The organism is Rhodococcus sp. NS-SX18 (assembly GCF_057367935.1).
This window is the reverse complement of sequence record NZ_CM170633.1, coordinates 582,833-600,045: the sequence shown is the minus strand read 5'-3', so window position 1 is coordinate 600,045 and position 17,213 is coordinate 582,833. Positions and strand designations below refer to the sequence as shown.

General features: G+C 65.8%; 9 protein-coding genes, 1 tRNA gene and 3 rRNA genes. 2 read left to right on the top strand and 11 right to left on the bottom strand.

Annotation, left to right across the window (positions count from 1 at the left end):
• Nucleotides 1-52: 52 nt before the first annotated feature.
• The 7 genes from AC2IPW_RS02785 to AC2IPW_RS02755 form a co-directional block, all read right to left on the bottom strand.
• A complete protein-coding gene (locus AC2IPW_RS02785; RefSeq protein WP_486376229.1) occupies nucleotides 53-1,621 on the bottom strand; it encodes an IS1634 family transposase in 1,569 nt (522 codons plus the stop codon).
• A gap of 206 nt (nucleotides 1,622-1,827) precedes the next feature.
• Nucleotides 1,828-1,944 (bottom strand): 5S ribosomal RNA (gene rrf / locus AC2IPW_RS02780).
• An 85-nt stretch (nucleotides 1,945-2,029) separates the two neighbouring features.
• Nucleotides 2,030-5,164: ribosomal RNA gene (locus AC2IPW_RS02775) — 23S ribosomal RNA — on the bottom strand.
• Nucleotides 5,165-5,460: 296 nt separating this feature from the next.
• A 16S ribosomal RNA gene (locus tag AC2IPW_RS02770) occupies nucleotides 5,461-6,983 on the bottom strand.
• Together the 16S, 23S and 5S rRNA genes form the textbook arrangement of a ribosomal RNA operon.
• 498 nt (nucleotides 6,984-7,481) lie before the next feature.
• Complete coding sequence (locus AC2IPW_RS02765) at nucleotides 7,482-7,679, bottom strand: hypothetical protein (protein ID WP_003935246.1); 198 nt, start codon at nucleotides 7,677-7,679, stop codon at nucleotides 7,482-7,484.
• Nucleotides 7,680-7,970: 291 nt separating this feature from the next.
• Nucleotides 7,971-8,043, bottom strand: a tRNA-Thr gene (locus AC2IPW_RS02760).
• A 65-nt stretch (nucleotides 8,044-8,108) separates the two neighbouring features.
• Nucleotides 8,109-9,296, bottom strand: a complete 1,188-nt coding sequence (locus AC2IPW_RS02755; RefSeq protein ID WP_003935247.1) for a DNA polymerase III subunit delta' — start codon at nucleotides 9,294-9,296, stop codon at nucleotides 8,109-8,111.
• A 94-nt stretch (nucleotides 9,297-9,390) separates the two neighbouring features.
• Between AC2IPW_RS02755 and AC2IPW_RS02750 the strand changes: the two genes are divergently transcribed.
• Complete coding sequence (locus AC2IPW_RS02750; protein ID WP_003935248.1) at nucleotides 9,391-9,777, top strand: VOC family protein; 387 nt, start codon at nucleotides 9,391-9,393, stop codon at nucleotides 9,775-9,777.
• 4 nt (nucleotides 9,778-9,781) lie between these two features.
• On the opposite strand, the gene AC2IPW_RS02745 is transcribed toward AC2IPW_RS02750, so the two are convergent.
• The 4 genes from AC2IPW_RS02745 to AC2IPW_RS02730 form a co-directional block, all read right to left on the bottom strand.
• The gene (locus AC2IPW_RS02745) at nucleotides 9,782-10,456 is read right to left on the bottom strand and encodes a helix-turn-helix transcriptional regulator (protein ID WP_486376228.1); all 675 of its coding nucleotides are present in this window, start codon (nucleotides 10,454-10,456) and stop codon (nucleotides 9,782-9,784) included.
• A 31-nt stretch (nucleotides 10,457-10,487) separates the two neighbouring features.
• Nucleotides 10,488-13,415 (bottom strand): type I DNA topoisomerase, encoded by a 2,928-nt coding sequence (gene topA / locus AC2IPW_RS02740; protein ID WP_003935250.1) that lies wholly within the window; start codon nucleotides 13,413-13,415, stop codon nucleotides 10,488-10,490.
• A gap of 135 nt (nucleotides 13,416-13,550) precedes the next feature.
• The gene (locus tag AC2IPW_RS02735) at nucleotides 13,551-14,138 is read right to left on the bottom strand and encodes a hypothetical protein (protein ID WP_486376227.1); all 588 of its coding nucleotides are present in this window, start codon (nucleotides 14,136-14,138) and stop codon (nucleotides 13,551-13,553) included.
• 129 nt (nucleotides 14,139-14,267) lie between these two features.
• Entirely contained in the window at nucleotides 14,268-14,471 is a 204-nt protein-coding gene (locus AC2IPW_RS02730; RefSeq protein WP_003935252.1) for a cold-shock protein, read from the bottom strand.
• 391 nt (nucleotides 14,472-14,862) lie between these two features.
• Between AC2IPW_RS02730 and AC2IPW_RS02725 the strand changes: the two genes are divergently transcribed.
• Entirely contained in the window at nucleotides 14,863-17,208 is a 2,346-nt protein-coding gene (locus AC2IPW_RS02725) for a DEAD/DEAH box helicase (protein ID WP_486376226.1), read from the top strand.
• Nucleotides 17,209-17,213 lie beyond the last annotated feature (5 nt).

Genomic DNA, 17,213 nt, shown 5'->3' with positions numbered 1-17,213 from the left:
GTACGGTCGCCGCGGGCTCCGTCGAATCGGGTACCTCCCGAGTTGCACCAGATTAGTGTGCCAACCCTGACCGGGGATTCGCGATGCCGAGGGAATCGAGGATGTGCACGGCGTCGTCGGTGAGCGGATCGAAGGCGGTGTGCTCGTGGCCGGCGATCGTGATTGTGACTTCCTGCAAGGGACGCAGGGTCCGCACGATCTTCCGGATCGACATCCCGGTCGCGTCCTGCAGATAGCGTGAGATCGCCAACGCGGCGAACACGATGGTCAGGTGCGCCTCGATGGAATCGCGGGTGTGACTGAAGATCGGGCGGGCCCGCAGGTCGGTCTTCGACATCCGAAACGACTGCTCGACATGCCACAGATCGTGATACTTCGCCATGACTTCCTGTGGATTCATCAGCGAGACAGGCAGGTTCGTCACGTAGCCTTTCAGACCGATCAGGGAACGCGCCCGGGCCAGAGCATCGGTATCGAGGGATTTGCCCTTCGCGGTGCTCTTGACGAACCGCGGTGCTCTAGCAGCACGGGTGCCGTCGACGACCTCCCGGGCCCGGGCTTCCTGCGCGTTCAGCGTCTGGTTGTCCCGCAGGGCACGCTTGGTCGAGTACGCCCAGATCGCCCGCCACGCCGTCGTGTCGGCCGGCGCCCACACCGGCTCGCTGCGACGGGTGAGGTCGTTGACCGTGCTCTTGGCGTGCCGTGGGGTGACGGTGTCGATGATTTGCCCGTCGGTGAACACGTCCCCGTTCCAGTGGAAATGACTGGCCAGATCCGCCGGGGCCTTCGTCACCCGCGAACCGACGATGAACTTCAGCCCGGCGGCATCGAGATCCTTGAGATTCGTCGCCGACAACATCCCGGCGTCGGCGGCGATGACCATCTCCACCCCCTCGATATTGTGGCGGGCCTGGAACTGGCGCACGATGGGCACGATGGTGCGGGTCTCGGCGTGGTTTCCTTCGAAACATCCGATCTCCAACGGGAATCCGGTGCGATCGACGAGCAGCCCGACGACGATCTGCGGGTCGACCCGCCGCTCCTTGGAGTAGCCGACCTTACGGAGCTCGTCTTCCTTCTCCGCTTCGAAATACAAGGTCGTGACGTCGTAGAGCAGCAGGTTCAGATCCCCCGCGGTGGCGGCATGCTCGAAGCAGCGTCGTGCGATGTCGTCGCGGTACCCGTGGCCAGTGCATCGCTGCAGGGTCCGCACGAAGGTGTTGCGGTGGGCCGGGGCGATCCCGATCTCCCGCAGCACTCTGCCCGCATCCGCAACCGACGTCGGCTCGACGAGGCGGGCTGCCACGAGCTGGAAGAACGCGTCGTTGTCGCGCACATCGAAGCCGAGACGTCGCCAGGCCGCAGCGATGACCTCGATCAGCCAGCGGGAGCGTTTCCCGGTGATCGTCGGTGCAGAGCTGGTGGTGCCCAGGTCGAGGTCGAGCTCTTGCTGGCCGGCGAGCAGCTTGGTTCGAGCGGTTTCGAGCAGGGCGGCGAGTTCGCTGTCGGTGTGGGCCGATCCGAGGTACTCGAGGACCTTGTCGCGGCGGCCCTGCTTGGCCGCGATCTGCACCGCGGTTGCTCCCGAGGCGGTGCGGACTTTGCGGATGTAGGCGGCCACGGGGCGGAGTCTACCGAGCCGTTAGTGTGCCACTTTCCGGCAACGCACCGCCGCTACCTGCACAAATGTCCGCGACTACCCCGGAAACCGACTTACCTGGTGCAACTCAGGTCGTACGGTCGCCGCGGGCTCCGTCGAATCGGGTACCTGCTCCGGAAATGCCGGAAGCCCCCCCGACAGTGTCGGGGGGGCTTCCGGTAACGGGTGTTCGGCGGTGTCCTACTCTCCCACACCCTGTCGGGTGCAGTACCATCGGCGCAGACAGGCTTAGCTTCCGGGTTCGGAATGGGACCGGGCGTTTCCCTGTCGCTATGGCCGCCGTAACTCTGTGAAACTGTCACACCCCGGTGCTCGGAGTGAGTTCGGGTGTGTTGTTTCAGATACCGCACAGTGGACGCGTAGCTTCTTCGTGGTAAGTCCTCGGCCTATTAGTACCGGTCACCTGCATGCGTTGCCGCACTTCCAGTTCCGGCCTATCAACCCGGTGGTCTGCCGGGGGCCTTACCCCCTCGAGGGGGTGAGAAACCTCATCTTGGAACAGGCTTCCCGCTTAGATGCTTTCAGCGGTTATCCCTTCCGAACGTAGCCAACCAGCCGTGCCCCTGGCGGGACAACTGGCACACCAGAGGTTCGTCCGTCCCGGTCCTCTCGTACTAGGGACAGCCTTCCTCAAGTTTCTAACGCGCGCGGCGGATAGAGACCGAACTGTCTCACGACGTTCTAAACCCAGCTCGCGTGCCGCTTTAATGGGCGAACAGCCCAACCCTTGGGACCTACTCCAGCCCCAGGATGCGACGAGCCGACATCGAGGTGCCAAACCATCCCGTCGATATGGACTCTTGGGGAAGATCAGCCTGTTATCCCCGGGGTACCTTTTATCCGTTGAGCGACACCGCTTCCACATGCCGGTGCCGGATCACTAGTCCCGACTTTCGTCCCTGCTCGACCTGTCGGTCTCACAGTCAAGCTCCCTTGTGCACTTGCACTCGCCACCTGATTGCCAACCAGGCTGAGGGAACCTTTGGGCGCCTCCGTTACATTTTGGGAGGCAACCGCCCCAGTTAAACTACCCACCAGGCACTGTCCCTGAACCCGATCAGGGTCCGAGGTTAGAGGTCCAATACGATCAGAGTGGTATTTCAACAACGACTCCACCCACACTGGCGTGCGGGCTTCTCCGTCTCCCACCTATCCTACACAAACCGAACCGAACACCAATACCAAGCTGTAGTGAAGGTCCCGGGGTCTTTTCGTCCTGCCGCGCGTAACGAGCATCTTTACTCGTAATGCAATTTCGCCGAGTCTGTGGTTGAGACAGCAGAGAAGTCGTTACGCCATTCGTGCAGGTCGGAACTTACCCGACAAGGAATTTCGCTACCTTAGGATGGTTATAGTTACCACCGCCGTTTACTGGGGCTTAAATTCTCAGCTTCGCGGATCACTCCGCTGACCGGTCCTCTTAACCTTCCAGCACCGGGCAGGCGTCAGTCCGTATACCTCGTCTTACGACTTCGCACGGACCTGTGTTTTTAGTAAACAGTCGCTTCTCTCTGGTCTCTGCGACCACCCCCAGCTCCGACCGCGAAGGTCTTCACCGGGCGTGGTCCCCCTTCTCCCGAAGTTACGGGGGCATTTTGCCGAGTTCCTTAACCACAGTTCTCTCGATCGCCTCGGTATTCTCTACCTGACCACCTGTGTCGGTTTGGGGTACGGGCCGTGTGAAAGCTCGCTAGAGGCTTTTCTCGGCAGCATAGGATCATGGAATTCGCCTCATTCGGCTACGCATCACCTCTCAGGCTGTGTGCGACACGGATTTGCCTATGTCACGCCCTACGGGCTTACACCGGTACAACCACTGACCGGCCCCACTACCTTCCTGCGTCACCCCATCGCTTGGCTACTACCAGATCGGGTCCCGTGCATCCACACAACCGATTCCCGAAGGAACCGGCCGGCTTCAGGACGGTTAGCATCACTGATTCACCAGGGGCGCGTTCACACGGGTACGGGAATATCAACCCGTTGTCCATCGACTACGCCTGTCGGCCTCGCCTTAGGTCCCGACTCACCCTGGGCGGATTAACCTGGCCCAGGAACCCTTGGTCATTCGGCGGACGAGTTTCTCACTCGTCTTTCGCTACTCATGCCTGCATTCTCACTCGCGCCGCCTCCACACCTGGATCACTCCGGCGCTTCCCCGGCGGCACGACGCTCCCCTACCCACCCACACCACTGCCGGACGGTCCGTAAACCCTCCGGGGTGTTGTGTGAGTGCCGCGGCTTCGGCGGTGTACTTGAGCCCCGCTACATTGTCGGCGCAGAACCACTTGACCAGTGAGCTATTACGCACTCTTTCAAGGGTGGCTGCTTCTAAGCCAACCTCCTGGTTGTCTCAGCGATCCCACATCCTTTTCCACTTAGTACACGCTTAGGGGCCTTAGCCGGCGATCTGGGCTGTTTCCCTCTCGACTACGAAGCTTATCCCCCGCAGTCTCACTGCCGCGCTCTCACTCACCGGCATTCGGAGTTTGGCTGATTTCGGTAAGCTTGTGGGCCCCCTAGACCATCCAGTAGCTCTACCTCCGGTGAGAAACACGCGACGCTGCACCTAAATGCATTTCGGGGAGAACCAGCTATCACGGAGTTTGATTGGCCTTTCACCCCTACCCACAGCTCATCCCCTCAGTTTTCAACCTAAGTGGGTTCGGGCCTCCACGACGTCTTACCGTCGCTTCACCCTGGCCATGGGTAGATCACTCCGCTTCGGGTCTAGAACATGCCACTGATACGCCCTGTTCGGACTCGCTTTCGCTACGACTACCCCACACGGGTTAACCTCGCGACATGCCACTAACTCGCAGGCTCATTCTTCAAAAGGCACGCCGTCACCCACCGACCACCAAAGGTCGCGCAGGCTCCGACGGATTGTAAGCGCACGGTTTCAGGTACTATTTCACTCCCCTCCCGGGGTACTTTTCACCTTTCCCTCACGGTACTAGTCCGCTATCGGTCACCAGGGAGTATTCAGGCTTATCGGGTGGTCCCGACGGATTCACAGCAGATTTCACGGGCCCGCTGCTACTCGGGTATTCGAATCGACAGTCACCGTGTTTTCGTCTACGGGATTCTCACCCTCTACGACAGGCCGTTCCAGACCACTTCGACTAACACAGGCGATTTCTCACTGTCGGCCGGTGCGGCAGCACCGACACATCGAACCCCACAACCCCGAACACACAACCCCTGCCGGGTATCGCATGTGCCCGGTTTAGCCTCTTCCGCTTTCGCTCGCCACTACTCACGGAATCACATGTTGTTTTCTCTTCCTGTGGGTACTGAGATGTTTCACTTCCCCACGTTCCCTCCACACGCCCTATATATTCAGGCGCGGGTAACACGACATCACTCGTGCTGGGTTTCCCCATTCGGAAATCCTCGGATCACAGCTCGGTTGACAGCTCCCCGAGGCATATCGCAGCCTCCCACGTCCTTCATCGGCTCCTGGTGCCAAGGCATCCACCGTACGCTCATAAACACTTACAACAAAGATGCTCGCGTCCACTGTGCAGTTCTCAAACAACACACAACAACCCCTACCGCAAGAAAACCAGTTCCTTACTTCGCAGGTCATCGTCGCTGACAAAACACATTGCGTGTTCTCTCAGGACCCAACAGTGCACCGATATAACCTCCCGGATTCTTCTGCATGGAGAAGAATCGATGAGAAGTGCTTGTCAGCGTTCCACCCATGAGCTCCCGTGTCCCACATGCGGGGACAAACGGGCTCTGCCTTCCCCGCCGGCACCTGTGTGCAGGCGGACGAAGGAGGTGCTCCTTAGAAAGGAGGTGATCCAGCCGCACCTTCCGGTACGGCTACCTTGTTACGACTTCGTCCCAATCGCCGATCCCACCTTCGACGGCTCCCTCCCACGAGGGGTTAGGCCACCGGCTTCGGGTGTTACCGACTTTCATGACGTGACGGGCGGTGTGTACAAGGCCCGGGAACGTATTCACCGCAGCGTTGCTGATCTGCGATTACTAGCGACTCCGACTTCACGGGGTCGAGTTGCAGACCCCGATCCGAACTGAGACCGGCTTTAAGGGATTCGCTCCACCTCGCGGTATCGCAGCCCTCTGTACCGGCCATTGTAGCATGTGTGAAGCCCTGGACATAAGGGGCATGATGACTTGACGTCGTCCCCACCTTCCTCCGAGTTGACCCCGGCAGTCTCCTGCGAGTCCCCAACTTGACTTGCTGGCAACACAGGACAAGGGTTGCGCTCGTTGCGGGACTTAACCCAACATCTCACGACACGAGCTGACGACAGCCATGCACCACCTGTACACCGACCACAAGGGAAACCCCATCTCTGGGGCGGTCCGGTGTATGTCAAACCCAGGTAAGGTTCTTCGCGTTGCATCGAATTAATCCACATGCTCCGCCGCTTGTGCGGGCCCCCGTCAATTCCTTTGAGTTTTAGCCTTGCGGCCGTACTCCCCAGGCGGGGCGCTTAATGCGTTAGCTACGGCACGGATCCCGTGGAAGGAAACCCACACCTAGCGCCCACCGTTTACGGCGTGGACTACCAGGGTATCTAATCCTGTTCGCTACCCACGCTTTCGCTCCTCAGCGTCAGTTACTGCCCAGAGACCCGCCTTCGCCACCGGTGTTCCTCCTGATATCTGCGCATTTCACCGCTACACCAGGAATTCCAGTCTCCCCTGCAGTACTCAAGTCTGCCCGTATCGCCTGCAAGCCCGCAGTTGAGCTGCGGGTTTTCACAGACGACGCGACAAACCGCCTACGAGCTCTTTACGCCCAGTAATTCCGGACAACGCTCGCACCCTACGTATTACCGCGGCTGCTGGCACGTAGTTGGCCGGTGCTTCTTCTGTACCTACCGTCACTTGCGCTTCGTCGGTACTGAAAGAGGTTTACAACCCGAAGGCCGTCATCCCTCACGCGGCGTCGCTGCATCAGGCTTGCGCCCATTGTGCAATATTCCCCACTGCTGCCTCCCGTAGGAGTCTGGGCCGTGTCTCAGTCCCAGTGTGGCCGGTCGCCCTCTCAGGCCGGCTACCCGTCGTCGCCTTGGTGGGCCGTTACCCCACCAACAAGCTGATAGGCCGCGGGCCCATCCTGCACCGGAAAACCTTTCCACCCCCCACCATGCGGCAGAAGGTCCTATCCGGTATTAGACCCAGTTTCCCAGGCTTATCCCGAAGTGCAGGGCAGATCACCCACGTGTTACTCACCCGTTCGCCACTAATCCACCCAGCAAGCTGGGCTTCATCGTTCGACTTGCATGTGTTAAGCACGCCGCCAGCGTTCGTCCTGAGCCAGGATCAAACTCTCCGTTGAAGACTCTCAACCAAACCCCGAAGGGCTGATCAGCCATAAGCGTAGAGCCGAATCACTAGCAAAAAACTCAAACTAGCAAAAACACTGGACCATCACAGACGGAAGAATGCGATGTCCAGCAACAACCACCCCACACGAACGCGGGGCGGCCGCACCAAAAATATTTGGCACTGACATTCATCGGCACACTGTTGAGTTCTCAAAGAACACGCACACACCATCACCCCGCGAACCGACGTCCGCGGCGCTCCGGGGCAACCGTTCCAGCCTACCCACACCACCCGACGGGCACAAACCCGACGCACTCGGTGGGATCAGCAACGGCCCAGAACCCTACCAGAAGATCCCGAACCGAACAATCAGGCGCCTGCGTCCAACCTCGTTGTCCCGAGCCCCTGCGGGCCGGGTCGGTGTCCGTGTCGCTCTGACCTGCAATAAGTTACGTGAACATTGCGCGACTTACCAAATCGCCTGGTCAAACCGCTTTTCCGGACGACATCAGGGCACCCAGTACTTCGCGGCCAGCTCCTCTACAACGGCGTCTCCCTCGGCGGCCTGGTCCAGCAGTGCCAGGTCGAGGCCGATGTCGATGAGCCGGGGGTTGTCCCCTTCCGCGTCCCCGAGGGGCCGCCCGCCGTCTTCTCCGCGCTGGCGCAGAATCTTCGCTCGCACCCGCTCCTTCAACGACTCACTCATAAGTCGAGTGTACTGAGCCGGCGACGCCTGAGCGGGGCGCCGAGCAGCGACGATCGGCCTAGTGGTCGTCGTCGCGCCGGCGGAACACGCGCACCGCGGTGGGGATGAGAACGACCAGGGCGCCGACGATCAGAACGATCGAGAAGATCTCCAGGAGCACACCCGCCATCATCCGGCACGCAGCGCAGCGGCGGGCGACTTTGCCCGGGGCGACCGGACCGGAGAATGCACGTGCGCACGACGACGAAGGCCCTCCATCCGCGTTCGGGATGGAGGGCCTTCGTCGTTCGGAGCTGCCTGCGAGAATCGAACTCGCGACCTTTTCATTACGAGTGAAATGCTCTACCGACTGAGCTAAGGCAGCGTGCCTGACGGCGCGCACGAGTCTAGCGCCTACCCCCCTGCCCAATGCAAACCACCCGTCGGCGCCTACCGGAAGGCCGAGCTCAACCGGGCCGCCATCGCGGCCACCGCGAAGCGCGGCTTGACGTTCTGCGCGAGGACCTCGCGGCACTCGAGGATCGCCTCGATGCAGGTCAGCAGCGCCTCCGGCCGGGCACGCGACGCCAGGTCGGCGGCACGCTCGGCCATGTCGGGATGATTGGCGGTGCCGGAAGCGCCCAGGGAACGTGCCAGCGCATCCCGGTACAGACCGGCCAGATCGATGAGAGCGCGGTCCATGATGTCGCGCTCGGTCCGGGTACGTCGGGACTTCTGGGTGCGTTCGAGGTCCTTGAGGACGCCCGCCGCGCCCCGGAGCGCCCCGGCGGCACCCTTACCGGTGCCTCCGGCGCCGAGAGCGGTCCGAAGTTCCTCGGTCTCTCGTTCGTCGCGCGTGGCGCTGATCTCCTTGGCTTCCGCCTCCGCACGCTGCACCAGCTCGTCCGCAGCGGTGTACGTGGTGGCGGGGCGGAGTACCGCCGCGGCCAGATCCAGCGCACGTCGACGGCTGGTGCGAGCGGTCTCGTCGGTGGCCAGACGTCGGGCCCGCCCGACGTGGCCCCCGCTGATCGATGCAGCCCAGTTCGCGGTCTCGGAGTCGAGTCCGTCGCGTTCGCGCAGCACCCGGGCGATTGCGTCCGTGTTGGGCGTGACGAGCGCGACGTGCCGGCATCGTGAACGCAGGGTCACGGAGATGTCCTGTGGATCGACGGACGGCGCGCACAGGAGGAACACCGTGCGCTCGGGCGGTTCCTCGACGACCTTGAGCAGTGCGTTCGCGGCGCCCTCGGTGAGACGGTCCGCATCCTCGATCACCACTACCTGCCACTGCCCGGTGCTCGGACGACGCGACGCGGTCCGGACGATGTCGCGCATCGCCTTGACACTGATCGTGAGCCCCTCGGGAACGACCCGACGGACGTCGCCGTGGGTACCGGCCATGGTGGTGCTGCACGCGTGGCAGCGACCGCAACCCGGGACATCGGGATCGGTGCACTGCAGGGCAGCGGCGAAGCAGAGCGCCGCGATCGACCGTCCGGAACCGGGAGGGCCGGTGAACAGCCACGAGTGCGTCATCCGGGAACCGGCCCCACCGCCGCGCGCCGCGGTGGCTGCGGCGATCAGTTCGGTCTCCACGTCGCGCTGACCGACGAGACGTTCGAAGACACCGGGCATGGCCTCAGCGTAGCGACCGGCTCCGACGCCGCCGAGGCGTCGGCCGTCCGAAACCTTCAAGACGGTGACGTCACCGCGACCTAGCGTCACCGGTATGACTGCACAACTCGCCCTGGTCGGGCTCGTCGTCGCCGACATGACCCGTTCCTTCGACTGCTATCGACGCCTCGGACTGGACCTTCCTGCCGGTACCGACGAACCCCACTTCGAAACGACACTCCCGGGTGGGCTCCGCTTGGCATGGGACACCGTCGAGTCGGTCCGGTCCTTCCATCCGGACTTCCGGCCGGGAACGGGTGGCCCTGCGCTCGCCTTCGACTGCGGTTCACCGGCAGGCGTGGATGCGACGTACCGCGACTTGCTGGAGGCGGGATGCACGAGCGCGCTCGAACCGTGGGACGCGTTCTGGAAGCAGCGCTACGCGAGCGTCCACGATCCCGACGGGCACAGCATCGAACTGTTCGCGTCCCTGCCCGGGTGACCGCTCAGCCGAGGAGCGCACCGAGCGTGGTACCGGAGAGGGCGCGGACCTCCCGTGCGAGATGAGCCTGGTCGCTGAAGCCGCACTCGGCCGCGACGTCGGCGAACGGTCGGCCGGTGCGGGCGAGACCGACCGCCCGGCGGAACCGCAGCACTCGTGCCAGCGTCTTCGGTCCGTAGCCGTACGCGCGCAGCGCGTGCCGGTGCAGCCGGCGCACACTCCAGCCCGCCGAGCCCGCCACCTCGGCGACGGACGCTCCGGCACCGAGCTGCGCCGCGATGCCCGTCTCGACGCTGCGGTCGACGCCGTCCAGACGGCGCCGGGTCTCGCGCAGAAGCGCACCGACCGGGTCGGACTCCGCGTCCGACACCAGGCGACGAACGTGTGCGCTGGGCCGGATGTGGTCCAGCGGTACGCGTGCGTCACGTAACTCGGCCGCGTCCACGCCGAGCACCACCGGCCCCACGCCGGGGCCGAAACGCACGGCGGTCAGGCCACGGCGGGTACCCAGGTCGGAGAACTGCGCTCGGGTGTCCGGTCCGGCGACGAGGAGGCCGTCCTCGTGCCAGATCAGGTCCGTGCAACCGTCGGGCAGCACGGACGTTCCCGCCGAATCCGCGGTCCTCGTCGCCGTCCACACGAGCACACCGGGTATGCCGGACGCCGCTTCGCGGTACACACGGCGAGGATATGACGCCGTACCCCGGAGGTCACTCCTTCTTCGCGGCGGTCTTCTTCGCAGTCGTCTTCTTGGCCGCGGTCTTCTTCGCCGCCGTCTTCTTCGCGGGGGCCTTCTTCGCAGCGGTCTTCTTGGCGGTCTTCTTCGCCGGACCGCGGGCACGACGATCCGCGAGCAGCTCGGAGGCCCGCTCGTCGGTGATGCTGTCGACCTCGTCGCCCTTGCGGAGGCTCGCGTTGGTCTCGCCGTCCGTGACGTACGGGCCGAAGCGGCCGTCCTTGATCACCATCGGCTTGCCGCTGACCGGGTCGGTGCCCAGTTCCCGCAGCGGCGGCGTGGCAGCGGCCTGCCGTCCGCGTCGTTTCGGCTCGGAGTAGATCTTCAGCGCCTCCTCGAGGGTGACGGTAAACATCTGTTCCTCGTTCGCCAGCGACCGCGAGTCGGTGCCCTTCTTCAGGTACGGGCCGTAGCGACCGTTCTGGGCGGTGATCTCCTCACCCGTCGCAGGGTCGACCCCGACGACCCGCGGCAACGACAGCAGCCGCAGTGCGTCCTCGAGCGTCACCGTCGACAGTTCCATCGACTTGAGCAGCGACGCCGTCCGCGGCTTGGGACCGGCCGCCTTCTTGGTGGCCTTCTTCGCCGGTGCCTTCTTCGCAGCCTTCTTCGCCACGGCCGTGGCGGTGGTGCTGGTGCCGCCCGCCACGGGCGATTCCTCGACCGGGATCGGCGTGATGTCGGGCTCCGGCTCCGGCTCCGGCTCACGCAGCAACTCGGTCACATACGGACCGAAGCGGCCCTCCCGCGCGACGATCTCGTTGCCGGTGACCGGGTCGGCGCCGAGGACCCGGCCCTCCTGCGGGGTCGAGAACAGCTTCTCCGCATACTCGAGCGTCAGCTCGTCCGGCGGCAGGTCGTCGGGCAGGTTCGCCCGCTGGGAGACCGGTTCCCCGTCGGGCGCGTCGGGATCGGCAACCATCCGCTCGAGGTAGGGGCCGAACCGGCCGACGCGCACGCGGATCTCCCGTCCCTCGGCGTCGTCGAACAACCGGATGGAGTTGATCTCGCGGGCGTCGATGTCCTCGAGGTTCTCCCCCACCATCTTCTTCAGGCCGCCCTCGCGCGCCACCGAGTTCTCGGCTCCGTGGGCGCCACCGAAGTAGAAGCTCGACAGCCAGTCGGTGCGCTGCTCGTGACCGCCCGCGATCTCGTCGAGGTCGTCCTCCATGGCAGCGGTGAACCCGTAGTCGACGAGGCGTCCGAAATGCGCCTCGAGGAGCCCGATGACCGCGAACGCCACCCACGACGGGACCAGGGCGCTACCCCGCTTGTAGACGTAGCCGCGGTCGAGGATGGTCTTGATGATCGACGCGTACGTCGACGGCCGGCCGATGCCGAGGTCCTCGAGGGCCTTGATCAGGCTGGCCTCGGTGTAGCGAGCCGGCGGGTTGGTCGAGTGACCGTCCGGGTCGAGCTTCGTCGCGGTGACGCGCTGCCCCTCGGACAGGTTCGGCAGCCGGGATTCGGCGTCGTCGGACTGGCCGCCGGCTTCCTCGTCGACGCTCTCGACGTACGCCCTCAGGAAGCCGGGGAAGGTGATGGTGCGGCCGGACGACGAGAACGTGCATTCCTCGCCACTCGCGGCGGTGCCGGTGATGCGCAGCGTCAGGGTCGTGCCCCGCGCGTCGGCCATCTGGGAGGCGACGGTGCGCTGCCAGATGAGTTCGTAGAGGCGGTACTCGTCGGTGTCGAGACGCGAGTGCAGTTCGCCGGGCGTGGCGAACACGTCGCCGGCTGGGCGGATCGCCTCGTGGGCCTCCTGCGCGTTCTTGACCTTGCGGGTGAACTGCCGCGGGGTGGCGTGCACGTACTCCGCGCCGTACAACTCGGTGGCCTGCGCCCGGGCGGCGGCGATCGCGCTCTCGGACAGGGTCGTCGAGTCGGTACGCATGTACGTGATGTAGCCGTTCTCGTACAGGCGCTGGGCGATGCGCATCGTGCGCTCGGACGAGAACCGCAGCTTGCGGCCCGCCTCCTGCTGCAGCGTCGACGTCATGAACGGGGCGTACGGCTTGCGCGTGTACGGCTTGCTCTCGACCGACGTCACCGTCAGGTCCACGCCGTGCAGAGCGTCGGCGAGCCGTCGCGCGTACGCCTCGTCGAGCACGACGACGCCGGTGGACTTCAACTGGCCGTCGGCACCGAAATCGCGGCCGGCGGCGACGCGGGCGCCGTCGACACCGACGAGCCGCGCCCCGAACGATCGGGGGCTCGCGTCGGCGCCGGCGTCGAGGGTGGCGGCAATGTCCCAGTACGTCGCGGACCGGAAAGCCATGCGCTCACGTTCGCGCTGGACGATGACCCGGGTGGCGACGGACTGCACGCGGCCCGCCGACAGCCGCGGCATGACCTTCTTCCACAGCACCGGGCTGACCTCGTAGCCGTAGAGGCGGTCGAGGATCCGGCGGGTCTCCTGCGCGTCGACCAGATTGTTGTCGAGGTCGCGGGTGTGCTCCGCGGCGGCTCTGATGGCCGGCTCGGTGATCTCGTGGAACACCATCCGGCGGACCGGGACCTTCGGCTTGAGCGTCTCGAGCAGGTGCCAGGCGATGGCCTCGCCCTCCCGGTCGGGGTCGGTCGCGAGGTACAGCTCGTCGGCGTCCTTCAGCAGCCCCTTCAGCTCGGTGACCTTGGACTTCTTCTCGGGACTGACGACGTACAGCGGCTCGAAACCGTGGTCGACGTTCACGCCGAGGCGGGCCCACGACTCGCCCTTGTACTTGGCCGGCACGTCGGCGGCCCCGCGGGGCAGGTCGCGGATGTGCCCGACGGACGCCTCGACGACGTAGTCGCGGCCCAGGTAGGGCGCGATCTTCTTCGCCTTGGTCGGGGACTCGACGATGACGAGCCGACGCGTGCCCGACGAGCCGTTCGACGTGCTGTTGTCCCGTGCTGCCACAGCGCTGCCGCACCTTCCCTGTTCGCTGACATGTCCCGCTTCTCTGAAGACATGTATACCGACCCGTTCCCCGGACGCGGCCATACACAGGGTCGCACACCTGCAACGGAAGGCCTGTCACGTGTGATGCGGCGCCTACTGCACGCGTGGCCAGATCTGCCGCGCGCGGGGGTCGTCCGGGGGCGCCCCGATGTTCTCGACGAGACGCGTCAATCGCCGTCTCCCGGACACCCGCAGGCCCGGTCCGGCGCCACGGGTGCCGATCAGCGTCGGCGCGATCCCGGCACGCATCAGCGACTGGGCCAGCACCGCGTGGGTGTCCGGGGCGTGCGGATCCAGCCCCAGAACGTAGCGTTCGCCCTCGACCTCGACACGACCGGCCGCGAGCACCCACGCCCGCAGGGCTCGCGAACCCGGCACCCATCCCGCTGGCACCGACTTCACCGCGCCCCGCGTCCATTCGGCCGCGATCGGGACCAGTTCGGGCAGGGCGGCGGTGCGCACCAGCGGATGTCCCTCGTCCGTGCGGGTCACCTCCGGGGACAGCGCGGCCTGCGCCATCAGTTCCGCGATCGCGTCCGCCCGCCACGGTTCGTCCACGACCACCGAGATCCGCGCGCCGTCGCCGGAGACCACCGCGTGCCCGTGCGCCGCCAGTAGACCACCGAGGTCGGCCGGGTCCGGTGGCATCTCCTCGGCCCCGAAGAACGACAGTTGACTCACTCCCCCGTCCTTCCTTCGCTGCCTCCCGCAGAAACAGATCGTCCCCCATCACCGATGGTGACGGGGGACGATCGAGGCTTCGGTCCTTGCGGACCGAGTCACGTCACGCTCCGGCAGGAGCGTCGACGATCAGAGCGCGCGAACGCCGGTGGCCTGCGGGCCCTTGGTGCCCTGGCCGACCTCGAACTCCACGCGCTGGTTCTCCTCCAGGGTGCGGAAGCCGCTGCCCTGGATCTCCGAGTAGTGGACGAAAACGTCGGCGGAGCCGTCCTCGGGAGCGATGAAGCCGAAGCCCTTCTCCGCGTTGAACCACTTCACAGTGCCCTGTGCCATGCTTTTCCTTCTCTTTCTAACACCGGATGCGGCGGTTCGCGGGCGAGCGAGCCGCCGGGCCGGTTCCGACCGCTGTACTTCTTGATCCCCCCACAGGAAGAGCAAAGCACCGCGCTCGCAACCATCGATCCTGCGAGCCGTGCACTTTCTCAAGTCACCGAACACAGAAGCTGCGACCGATGTCAGTGAACCACGTTCCGGGCGCCGACAACAGTAGGAGGGCGCACAATTCGCCCGAAAATTTGATCTTGTACATACCGACGGTACGATTACTCGTCGGTACGGTTACATCGATGTTAACCCGCGCGCGGGCCGGACACCGACCGAACGCCGGGAACGACGGCCGACTACGCTGGTTTCCCATCCCGACCGCATCCTCCGGAGTACCCGTGTGACCAGCTCGCCGCACCGCCGTCCCGTCGGCGACGGGCCGACGAGCTTCGGCCACGAACTGCTCGAACGAGTTCTCGCGGGCACGCCGGCCACGGAGCACCCCCTCACCCACAGCGCGGAACTGCCCGCCCGCGACGTGCGGCACACCGACTGGCCGGACTGGGCGTCCGACGCCGTCGTCCGGGCCCTGCGCGCGACGGGCGTGCCCCAGCCGTGGAGCCACCAGAGGGCGGCCGCCGACCTCGCAACCGGAGGGGAGCACGTCGTCGTCTCCACCGGCACCGCCTCGGGTAAGTCCCTCGCCTACCAGTTGCCCGTGCTCACCGCACTCGTCGAGGACCCGCACGCCACCGCGCTGTACCTCTCCCCCACGAAGGCACTGTGTGCGGACCAGTTGCGCGCCGTCACCGACGTGACCACCGCCGAACCCGAACTCGGTCGGGTGCACGCGTGTGCCTACGACGGCGACACCTCCACCGAACTGCGGCAGTGGGCGCGCAGCCACTCGCGGTGGATCTTCACCAACCCCGACATGCTGCACATGTCGATGTTGCCCGGGCACGCCCGCTGGTCCCGGTTCTTCCGGCGACTGCGCTACGTCGTGGTCGACGAGTGCCACTCCTATCGCGGCGTCTTCGGCTCCAACGTGGCTCTGGTACTGCGCCGGCTGCGACGGATCGCCGCACGCTACGGCGCCCGACCGGTCTTCGTCCTCGCCTCCGCCACGACCGCCGACCCCGGCGCCGCGGCGTCCCGGCTCGTCGGCGCGCCCTGCCGGGAGGTGACCGAGGACGGCTCCCCGCACGGGCCGCGCACCGTCGCGCTGTGGGAACCGCCACTGCTCGAGCAGGTGACCGGTGAGAACGGCGCCCCGGTGCGCCGCGCCGCCGGAACCGAGGCGGCGCGCATCCTCGCCGACCTCGTCGTCGAAGGTGCCCGCACCCTCGCCTTCGTACGGTCCCGGCGCGGTGCCGAGCTCACCGCGCTCGGCGCGCAGCGGCTGCTCGCCGAGGCCGCCCCCGAACTCGTCGATCGTGTCGCCGCGTACCGCGCCGGCTACCTCGCCGAGGAACGGCGCGAGCTCGAGGCGGCTCTGGCGGACGGTCGCCTGCTCGGTGCCGCCAGCACCAACGCACTCGAACTCGGCATGGACATCGCCGGCCTCGACGCCGTCGTCGTCGCCGGATTCCCGGGCACCGTCGCGTCGTTCTGGCAGCAGGCCGGCCGGGCCGGCCGCCGCGGCGCGGGATCGCTGGTCGTGCTCGTCGCCCGCGACGATCCCCTCGACACCTACCTCGTGCACCATCCGGCGGCGCTGCTCGACAAGCCCGTCGAGGCGACGGTCACCGATCCCACCAACCCGTACGTGCTCGGTCCGCAACTGCTGTGCGCCGCGCTCGAGCTGCCGCTCACCGATGCCGAGGTCGAGGAGTTCGGTGCGGCCGACGTACTCGCCGCCCTGGCCGCCCAGGGCGCGATCCGGCGGCGCCCGCACGGCTGGTTCGTCACCCCCGACACCCGTCCGCACTCCGACATCGATATCCGCGGCGGCATCGGCACCCAGATCGCCATCGTCGAATCGGACACCGGACGGATGCTCGGCACCGTCGACGGCGGCCGCGCGCCGGCGACCGTGCATCCGGGCGCGGTGTACCTGCACCGCGGCGAGTCGTTCGTCGTCGACGAGTTGCACCTCGACGACGGGATCGCGCTCGTGCACTCCGAGGACCCCGAATGGTCCACGTCCGCACGGGAGATCACCGACATCGTCGTGACCGCCGTGACGGAGCAGCGCTCGCTCGGCCCGGTGACCGTGGCCCTCGTCGAGGTGGAGGTGACCCATCAGGTGGTCTCCTACCTGCGGCGGCTGCCGTCGGGCGAGGTTCTCGACAGCACCGAACTCGACATGCCGTCGCAGTGCCTGCCCACGCGCGCAGTGATGTACACCGTCACTCCCGAACTGCTCGACCGGAGCGGAATCGGACCGGAGCGGGTACCAGGCGCGCTGCACGCCGCCGAGCATGCCGCGATCGGGCTGCTGCCGTTGGTGGCGACGTGCGACCGCTGGGACATCGGCGGTGTGTCCACGGCCGTGCACCCGGACACCGGGCTGCCCACCGTCTTCGTCTACGACGGGCATCCCGGCGGCGCGGGCTTCGCCGACCGCGGTTACGCGCGCCTCGCCGAATGGCTCGGTGCGACCCGCGCGGCCGTGACGGCCTGCGAGTGCGCCGCCGGCTGCCCGTCGTGCGTGTACTCCCCCAAATGCGGCAACGGCAACGACCCGCTCGACAAGGCCGGCGCGATCGCGCTGCTGGGCGCGGTGCTCGACGCCCTCGCCTGACCGGC

Bases quoted from the DNA above. Each gene is read 5' to 3' on its own strand.
- AC2IPW_RS02755 (WP_003935247.1), bottom strand. From the start codon at position 9,296: ATGCCCGGTGTCTTCGAACGTCTCGTCGGTCAGCGCGACGTGGAGACC.
- AC2IPW_RS02750 (WP_003935248.1), top strand. From the start codon at position 9,391: ATGACTGCACAACTCGCCCTGGTCGGGCTCGTCGTCGCCGACATGACC.
- AC2IPW_RS02765 (WP_003935246.1), bottom strand. From the start codon at position 7,679: ATGAGTGAGTCGTTGAAGGAGCGGGTGCGAGCGAAGATTCTGCGCCAG.
- AC2IPW_RS02730 (WP_003935252.1), bottom strand. From the start codon at position 14,471: ATGGCACAGGGCACTGTGAAGTGGTTCAACGCGGAGAAGGGCTTCGGC.